Below are 7,779 nucleotides of genomic sequence, written 5' to 3'. Positions count from 1 at the left end.
CTACTTCACTGATGACCGAAGCAGTACCACTATAAAAAGAGACAGATGAGCAAAGAAAAGTCGTAATAATTTCACGCTATTATCACCATAGTTATCCACAAGTTCAAGATTGACTTTTAAATAAACATCACTTTTTAACGATTAATATATTAATCGTTTGATTTTAAAGGGGTAGAATTGAATAGAGTAAATAAGCACTAAAACAAAATTACTATATTTTTTCGCTATTAAGGATAAAAAAAACGCCTTTTTTTTAAAAAAACAAGCCTTATTGTTATAAAACTGTGGATATTTTAAAACGATCTTGAACGATCGCCTCAAACCGCCCTAAGATCCTCAGACGATCCTTACAAATTAGATTACACTAAAACATTGACAAAAGCGCCGCTACTATTTAAAATTCGCTCCTTTTTTAAACCCTGTGTGCTCGAAACGGCTGTTTTGCCAGGGCAACAACAACCGACTGGATTAGCGTAATGAAAAGAACATTTCAACCTAGTGTATTAAAGCGTAAGCGCAACCACGGCTTCCGTGCTCGTATGGCAACTAAGAACGGCCGTGCCGTAATTGCTCGTCGTCGTGCTAAAGGCCGCGCAAGACTTAGCGCTTAATCTCTTTGCTTTTTAATAAAATAAAGAGATAGGGTAGCCAACATGGTTACTTATGAGTTTAACCGGGAGTCTCGTTTACTGACTCCCGGTCAATTCCAATCCGTTTTTTCTAAACCATCCCGTTATGGTTCTAGTCACTTTACCATTCTAATTACCGCAAATAATACTGACCGCAACCGGTTAGGTTTAGCCGTGGCTAAAAAGCGCGTCAAACTGGCGGTACAACGTAACCGAATTAAACGCCTGGTACGGGAAAGTTTCCGTCTCAAGCAGCATGATTTACCCGGTATCGATATCGTGGTAATGGTGAAGTCAGGTATAGATAAGCTGGATAACAGCGAAATAAACCACCAATTAGAAAAAATATGGCGAAAAATAATTCAGCGCCAAAAACGCTAGCCATAGGCCTGATAAAAGCTTACCAACGTCTGCTTAGCCCCCTGCTGGGCCAGAATTGCCGATTTAATCCCACCTGCTCCACTTATGCCATTGAAGCAATAAATGCTTTTGGTGTGATAAAAGGCGGTTGGTTAGCAGGCAAACGTATATTAAAATGCCATCCACTTAACGCAGGGGGTGATGATCCCGTGCCAACTTCAAAAAAAGAGAAATAACACATTATGGAATCCCAACGCAATTTGTTGTTTATTGCATTGCTCGTTGTTACTTATTTGCTGTTTACCCAATGGCAACAGGACAATGCGCCCGCCCCCAGTGAACCGGCAATAAGCCAGGCTTTTGAAGAATCTCAGGGAGCTACACAGGACTTTGTGCCGCCATCCGACAGCGGTGCGCCGCAAGTTCAGGCAGCCCCGGCCACTGCCCGGCTGATCACTGTCACTACCGATGTATTTGAAATGAAAATCGATACCCGCGGCGGCGACATTGTTGAAGTAAAATTATTAAAGTATGAAACCGAGCAAGGCAATGGTATTCCTTTTACCATCATGCAAAACGGTCCTCAGAAATATATCGCCCAAAGCGGTTTAACCGGCGCCAACGGCCTGGACCGCATCATCCCCGGCCGTCCTATTTATCAAACGGCAACTACAGATTATCGCCTGGACGATCAGGAGCAACTGGTGATCGATCTCAATTATGCCGGCAGCGAAGCCCTGGCGGTCACAAAACGCTTTACCTTTAACAAAAATGATTACAGCGTCAAAGTTGACTACATTATCAACAACAACAGCAGCGCCAATGCCAGCGTGCAGCTATACGCCCAGTTAAAACAAAATGCCAACGGCGAAGGCTCAAGTGCTTTAATCCCTACCTACCGCGGTGCAGCCTACTCTACTTCTGAAGAGCGCTATGAAAAATATGACTTCGACGACATCGAAGATCAAAACCTGAATACAGCGACCCAAGGCGGCTGGGTTGCCATGCTGCAGCATTACTTTGTTTCCTCCTGGGTGCCTGGCGCCGAGGATAACAACCAGCTTTATACCAGCTTTTCCAGCAACCGCGATGCCGTGATCGGCTTTAAAGCACCGGCGATCACGATTGCCGCCAATAGCCAGGCAAGCACCTCAGCCACCTTCTATGTCGGCCCTAAAGATCAACGGGTACTGGAGAAGATCGCTGAAAACCTGGATCTGACCATAGACTACGGCTTCCTGTTTATGATCAGCCAGCCGCTTTACTGGTTACTGACCACTATCCAGTCGGGTGACTTTGAAGCCCTGGGTCTGAGCTTTAACTTCGGCGGCGTCGGCAACTGGGGTATCGCCATCATTATCATCACCTTAATCGTAAAAGGCGGTATGTATCCCCTGACCAAAGCGCAATACACCTCGATGGCGAAAATGCGTGAACTGCAACCGAAACTGACCTCGTTAAAAGAACGTTTCGGCAACGACAGACAAAAAATGTCCCAGGCCATGATGGAGTTATACCGTAAGGAAAAAGTCAATCCGGCCGGTGGTTGTTTACCCCTGCTGATCCAAATGCCGATCTTCCTGGCACTTTACTGGGTATTTTTAGAAAGTATTGAATTAAGACATGCGCCGTTTATGCTGTGGATTCAAGATCTGTCAGCTTTAGATCCTTATTACGTGCTGCCAATCCTGATGGGGATCAGTATGTTTATCATGCAAAAAATGCAACCGATGACCATTCAGGATCCAATGCAGCAGAAAATGATGCAGTATATGCCGGTAGTATTTACCGTATTCTTTTTCTGGTTCCCTTCCGGCCTGGTACTTTACTGGCTGGTAAGTAATGTTATTTCCATCGTGCAAATGAAGATCATCTTCAATAACCTGGAAAAGGCAAAAGCAAACAGTTAATAGCTGTATTAATTGATAACTAAGCTAAAAACTAAGGCGGCTCAGGTCGCCTTTTTTTATGCATGGATATTTTTCAGCATAACTGCTCCAGACATATACTCAATACGACTATGTTTGCCTGACTGTTGCTGCCTGTAACAAGTCATCACCCCCTATTTTTATCCTTATATTTCATGTGGTTGATGTTTCCGTACTGTTATCAATACAGTGCGGGTAATTGACATAAACATTAAATGCCAACCCAGCCTGATTTTTCCGGTGTTTTGTACTATCACTAACAGGTGAATTCCCCGTCAGCGGAGGTGTTTAAAGAAGAGAACCAGCAGATAAACCAAGCGCTGCCCCTAAGTGGACCAACACTCAGAGACAGCTAACCACAACAGATACTGGGAGTATCCATCATGGCTAAATCTAATGATATGCCAGAGTTTCACTCGGTTAAAGCTTACCTAACAGAAAGTTTAACAGAAAATATACCAGCCCCCATAACCAGGTTTCCACCAGCAGCTTATGCCAGCAACTATACGCCGTTAAGTCGCAAGGGAGGAAGCTGCCATGTCTGAATCAAAGTTACCCCTGACGGAGGATGCAGTCAAAAGGGAACAGCTGTCGGACGATTTTGCCAACCTGCGTGAAGACTTTAGCAAATTCAGTGAAGAATGCGCCTTCCTGTTCGATGCATTCGCAGCGATTACCCGCGAGCCAGAATGTATCACGGAACACACCAGTGAAGGTATCAGGCACCTGTGTTTTTGGCTCAAATATCAGGTTATCGGCTACCGGAAGAAAATAGACGAGATGCAAGAATCCTGGAGAGTGATTAGCCGTAGGAAGTAATGTTAACGAGGTAAAATTGACTAAGGCTTAAACGGAGCAAAAGCCGGGCGAGTTAATGGCCATAATAGTTTCAGCTATGTCAGTAACCCGCCCGGTATTAACTGGAGCCCAGCCTGTAATCTTGGATATACATTGGAAACAAACCTGCCTGCAGTTGATTTACCCCTAAAATCAAATTTATCAGCCATCCGGTTATAATTTTCGCAGTATAAATACCCAGCCACAGGTTAAGCGTTTATAATAGCGGCGATTTAAGCATTATTTATCTTGGAACCTTATATGACCACGCAAAGCCTCTCCACCAGTTATCAGGGAACCCATATATGATCACGCAAAGCCTTGCCACTAGCTCTCAGGAAACCCATATATGACCACGCAAAATATCACCACTAATTATCAGGAAACCATAGCCGCACAAGCAACGGCGCCCGGCCGGGGAGGCGTGGGTATCATTCGGGTTTCAGGCCCAGAAGCGAAAAATGTCGCTATGGCGATTTTAGGTAAGGTACCCGAAGTGCGTAAAGCCGAATACCTGCCGTTTCTGGATGCTAATAAACAGGCCCTGGATCAGGGTATTGCCCTTTACTTTAAAGGCCCGAACTCCTTTACCGGTGAAGACGTACTTGAACTGCACGGCCATGGTGGTCCGGTGATCCTGGATATGCTGCTCAAGGAAATTCTCGCCCAGGGTAAGATCAGGATCGCCAAGCCGGGAGAATTCAGTGAACAAGCCTTCTTAAACGACAAGTTAGATCTAACCCAGGCAGAGGCCATTGCCGATTTAATCAACTCCAGCTCAGAGCAGGCCGCCCGTTGTGCAATAAATTCATTGCAGGGAGACTTTTCCAAGCTCATTCACCAGATGGTGGAAAACGTCATTCATCTGCGCATGTATGTCGAAGCCGCCATCGACTTCCCGGAAGAAGAAATCAACTTCCTTGCCGATGAAAAGATCGTTAACGATCTCAAAGATATCATCGACGAAGTTACCAATGTACGTCAGCAGGCCCAACAAGGCAGCTTGATCCGCGAAGGTATGCGGGTGGTCATTGCCGGACGCCCCAATGCCGGTAAATCCAGCCTGCTCAATGCCCTGAGCGGCAAGGAAAGCGCGATAGTGACCGATATCGAAGGCACCACACGGGATGTACTGTCGGAACAGATACATATCGATGGTATGCCGCTGCATATCATAGATACCGCAGGCTTAAGGGAAAGCTCGGACCGGGTTGAGCAAATAGGCATAGAAAGGGCCTGGCAGGAAATCAGCCAGGCAGATCGGGTATTGCTTATGGTGGACTCCAGCCATGAACATTCTTTGGATCCTAAAGTGCTGTGGCCGGAGTTTTTTGAAAAACTACCGGAAAATATCGGCTTAACCATTATCCGTAACAAGGCCGATATCAGCGAAGCACAAACCGGATACACAGACATTAATGATCACCAGATCGTAACCCTGTCGGCAAAAACCGGTCAGGGCATCGGTGAGCTTAAACAGCACCTGAAAGACATCATGGGCTACCAGGGCAATACCGAAGGTGGCTTTATTGCCAGAAGACGCCATATAACGGCACTGGAAAATGCCCATCAACATTTGATCACCGGCTTGGATCAACTGGAATCTTATGTTGCCGGCGAGATCCTCGCTGAAGAATTACGTCTGTGTCAGCAGGAATTAGATCAAATCACCGGAGAGTTTACCAGTGATGATCTGCTTGGCAGAATATTTTCTTCTTTTTGTATCGGCAAATAATCACTTGCTTAAACAGTCCTATCAGTTATATTAACTCAGGTAGCCGATGTATCAGGCGGCTACCCCTAGTTTCAGCAGCCCGGTAATGCAGCTGTCATAGTCATAATGACTAACAATCCTCATCAAAAAAATCATAATTTAATGCATAAAGATATGCATAATTAAAATCATAACATTTATCATAAAAAATGAATTAACTTCAGAATAACTTATGCATTGAAACTTGCATTAAGATAAAATCTGTTTTTTACTCATATAATCAAGATTAAAGAATAGAGATTTATACTAAATGACTGACTTGAAGCAAGAGCTGGCGGCGGTACGCGCTGAACTAAAAAAACATCCGCTGGATGATTTTAAAAACGATATTCTAGAGTTAGTCAGCCAACATGGTGCAAGTCAGCAAGAGGTGGTGATCTGGTTAGAAGTCTATAAAGATATTTCTATAACTCAATCAACCTTAAGCCGACGCCTTAGCCGCTGGAAGGCCCAACAGGAATAAATCACTCGCCTGCTATTAGTTACTTTTCTCTGAACACTATCAAGGTATTTTCAATAAAGAAGCCGGCAGGCATCCGGCCACACCAACACCTTAATTAAGGTGTGGCAAATATTTTTACTGTTATATTTACCTGCCTTTAACAGCAAAACATCACAAATAAGCACGGCATGTTAGCCTGGTCCCCGCATTAGTGAATATTTCTCTGAAGCGCTACAGTAAAAATCACATCCCTGATGTGATTAACCAAGTAATAAAGTGGCATTCAACCACCATATGTCTATATTCAACTAGCAGAAAGATAGCTCGTGGATTTATATCGGTGACAGGAAAACCACAAATGGCTTTAACAGTAAGTTTTTATGAAAATGTAAAATATAACTCAATGAAAACCTGGAAGTTGACGGGTAAAAACAGGCTTATCAAAGTTGTAGCCCCATTAAGTGCAATAACAAACAATCTTGGTTATGTCACCCAGGAAAAGTTTATTGACGGTTTAACGCCACTGCAAATTGAACGGGATCTGGGGCTTAAACCAAAAATGTTGATCACGGGCGCCAAAATTTATCGGTTGATGCGTTTGCCAAAATTAGAAGAGTTCGAAAGCAGGTTAAGTACTAGCTTTCCTGGTGGCAGCGTATTTGAATGGCAAAAAATAACAGAGCAGGAATTTAAAGAAAGAGATTTTTGGCCGCCAGGCAAAGGATTTCCCCAGTGGCAGGTTACTACTAAAATTCCCGTTGAATTAATAAGTTCACTCTTGCCCTATGAACCCTACAGCATACGCAAAAAATAAATGCTCTGTAAACCTGCATATTTCACTCTCTTCGAACTTTGATCTAAATAAAAACGAGCAAAAATTCCTGTAAATAAGCTCAGTTCAACAAGCAAAACCTAGTAAGATTAGCCTCAAGTTTTTAGATTTAAACAGCCAATTATTCGAGGTTATATGTCTTCATTTCAAATTATCGTGGGTAGCATGTTGGGGGGAACCGAATATGTCGCCGAAGCATGCGAGCAAAGTTTACAGGCGCTCGGCCATCAAACTCAGCTGCATTTACAGCCGGATTTTTCCCAAATAACAAAAGAAAATCAAATCTGGCTCATTTGCACGTCAACTCATGGCGCCGGCGACTATCCGGATAACATAGATCAATTCGCCTCAGATCTAAGATCCACTAGCGAAGATCTATCCACGATCAAGTTTCTAACGATCGGCGTCGGCGACAGCAGTTATGATACTTTCTGCCAGGCGGCAAAGAACATTGAAAAACTACTTATATCAAAGGGTTGCACTTGTATGAAAACCGTTAAAACCTTAGATATGAGCCAGGATATAGATCCGGAAGATCTTGCTCAGCAGTGGATCGAGGAAAATTCAGATCTTTTATAAAAGGCTTATCCAAAAGTTATTCACAAAACCAAAGATGAAAACAAGGTATTGTGAATAACTTTGAGGAAAAGATATTAATTTTCTATTATTATTCAGTGAGCATAAAAAAAAATTTGATCCCCTGTGGATAAACAAGCCTTTTGATCATAGTTTATACGGGCTTTGATCCAAAGTTGATCACAGGATCCGATCTCCGTTACCAATATGATCTTATTGAGAAAATATCACTTATACACAGAAAAGGAGGATCCTAATATTAAATAATAATAAGATCTTTATATAGATCTTCTTTATTAATAAACGATCGAGATGAGATCTTTTTCCTCGTTTGATCGTTTCACTTCTGGTGAAAAAACGGTAAAATACGCGCCTTAATTTTTTCACTGACCTAAGGTTGT

General features: G+C 43.2%; 9 protein-coding genes. All 9 read left to right on the top strand.

Annotated elements, in window-relative coordinates; genetic code table 11:
• Window positions 1-476: 476 nt before the first annotated feature.
• Window positions 477-611, top strand: a complete 135-nt coding sequence (rpmH, locus tag SG35_RS28580; RefSeq protein ID WP_011045771.1) for a 50S ribosomal protein L34 — start codon at window positions 477-479, stop codon at window positions 609-611.
• Window positions 612-653: 42 nt separating this feature from the next.
• Window positions 654-1,010, top strand: coding sequence for a ribonuclease P protein component (gene rnpA / locus SG35_RS28575; RefSeq protein WP_044833139.1), 357 nt, complete (start codon window positions 654-656; stop codon window positions 1,008-1,010).
• On the top strand, window positions 977-1,225 hold the full coding sequence (gene yidD / locus SG35_RS28570) for a membrane protein insertion efficiency factor YidD (RefSeq protein WP_084692753.1): 249 nt from the start codon (window positions 977-979) through the stop codon (window positions 1,223-1,225). Before rnpA ends, yidD begins: the two co-directional genes overlap by 34 nt.
• A 6-nt stretch (window positions 1,226-1,231) precedes the next feature.
• Window positions 1,232-2,899 carry a membrane protein insertase YidC gene (gene yidC / locus SG35_RS28565; RefSeq protein WP_044833138.1) on the top strand — a complete coding sequence of 556 codons (1,668 nt, stop codon included), beginning with the start codon at window positions 1,232-1,234 and terminating at the stop codon, window positions 2,897-2,899.
• Between the two features lie 555 nt (window positions 2,900-3,454).
• Window positions 3,455-3,736, top strand: a complete 282-nt coding sequence (locus SG35_RS28560; RefSeq protein ID WP_044833137.1) for a hypothetical protein — start codon at window positions 3,455-3,457, stop codon at window positions 3,734-3,736.
• A gap of 367 nt (window positions 3,737-4,103) precedes the next feature.
• Entirely contained in the window at window positions 4,104-5,489 is a 1,386-nt protein-coding gene (gene mnmE, locus SG35_RS28555; RefSeq protein ID WP_044833136.1) for a tRNA uridine-5-carboxymethylaminomethyl(34) synthesis GTPase MnmE, read from the top strand.
• Between the two features lie 289 nt (window positions 5,490-5,778).
• Window positions 5,779-5,991, top strand: coding sequence for a hypothetical protein (locus tag SG35_RS28550; RefSeq protein ID WP_044833135.1), 213 nt, complete (start codon window positions 5,779-5,781; stop codon window positions 5,989-5,991).
• A gap of 337 nt (window positions 5,992-6,328) precedes the next feature.
• Entirely contained in the window at window positions 6,329-6,784 is a 456-nt protein-coding gene (locus tag SG35_RS28545) for a hypothetical protein (RefSeq protein ID WP_044833134.1), read from the top strand.
• A gap of 153 nt (window positions 6,785-6,937) precedes the next feature.
• Window positions 6,938-7,381, top strand: coding sequence for an FMN-binding protein MioC (mioC, locus tag SG35_RS28540; protein WP_044833133.1), 444 nt, complete (start codon window positions 6,938-6,940; stop codon window positions 7,379-7,381).
• The last annotated feature ends 398 nt before the right edge of the window (window positions 7,382-7,779 follow it).

Origin of the sequence: Thalassomonas actiniarum, assembly GCF_000948975.2 — a bacterium.
Taxonomy (GTDB): Bacteria; Pseudomonadota; Gammaproteobacteria; order Enterobacterales; family Alteromonadaceae; genus Thalassomonas; species Thalassomonas actiniarum.
Note: the sequence above shows the minus strand (reverse complement) of the source record. Positions and strands in the feature narration are given on the sequence as shown.

What these genes read in the sequence shown, in the direction of transcription:
- rnpA (WP_044833139.1), top strand. Translation starts at nt 654, where the DNA reads ATGGTTACTTATGAGTTTAACCGGGAGTCTCGTTTACTGACTCCCGGT.
- yidC (WP_044833138.1), top strand. Translation starts at nt 1,232, where the DNA reads ATGGAATCCCAACGCAATTTGTTGTTTATTGCATTGCTCGTTGTTACT.
- SG35_RS28550 (WP_044833135.1), top strand. Translation starts at nt 5,779, where the DNA reads ATGACTGACTTGAAGCAAGAGCTGGCGGCGGTACGCGCTGAACTAAAA.
- SG35_RS28560 (WP_044833137.1), top strand. Translation starts at nt 3,455, where the DNA reads ATGTCTGAATCAAAGTTACCCCTGACGGAGGATGCAGTCAAAAGGGAA.
- yidD (WP_084692753.1), top strand. Translation starts at nt 977, where the DNA reads ATGGCGAAAAATAATTCAGCGCCAAAAACGCTAGCCATAGGCCTGATA.
- SG35_RS28545 (WP_044833134.1), top strand. Translation starts at nt 6,329, where the DNA reads ATGGCTTTAACAGTAAGTTTTTATGAAAATGTAAAATATAACTCAATG.
- mnmE (WP_044833136.1), top strand. Translation starts at nt 4,104, where the DNA reads ATGACCACGCAAAATATCACCACTAATTATCAGGAAACCATAGCCGCA.
- mioC (WP_044833133.1), top strand. Translation starts at nt 6,938, where the DNA reads ATGTCTTCATTTCAAATTATCGTGGGTAGCATGTTGGGGGGAACCGAA.
- rpmH (WP_011045771.1), top strand. Translation starts at nt 477, where the DNA reads ATGAAAAGAACATTTCAACCTAGTGTATTAAAGCGTAAGCGCAACCAC.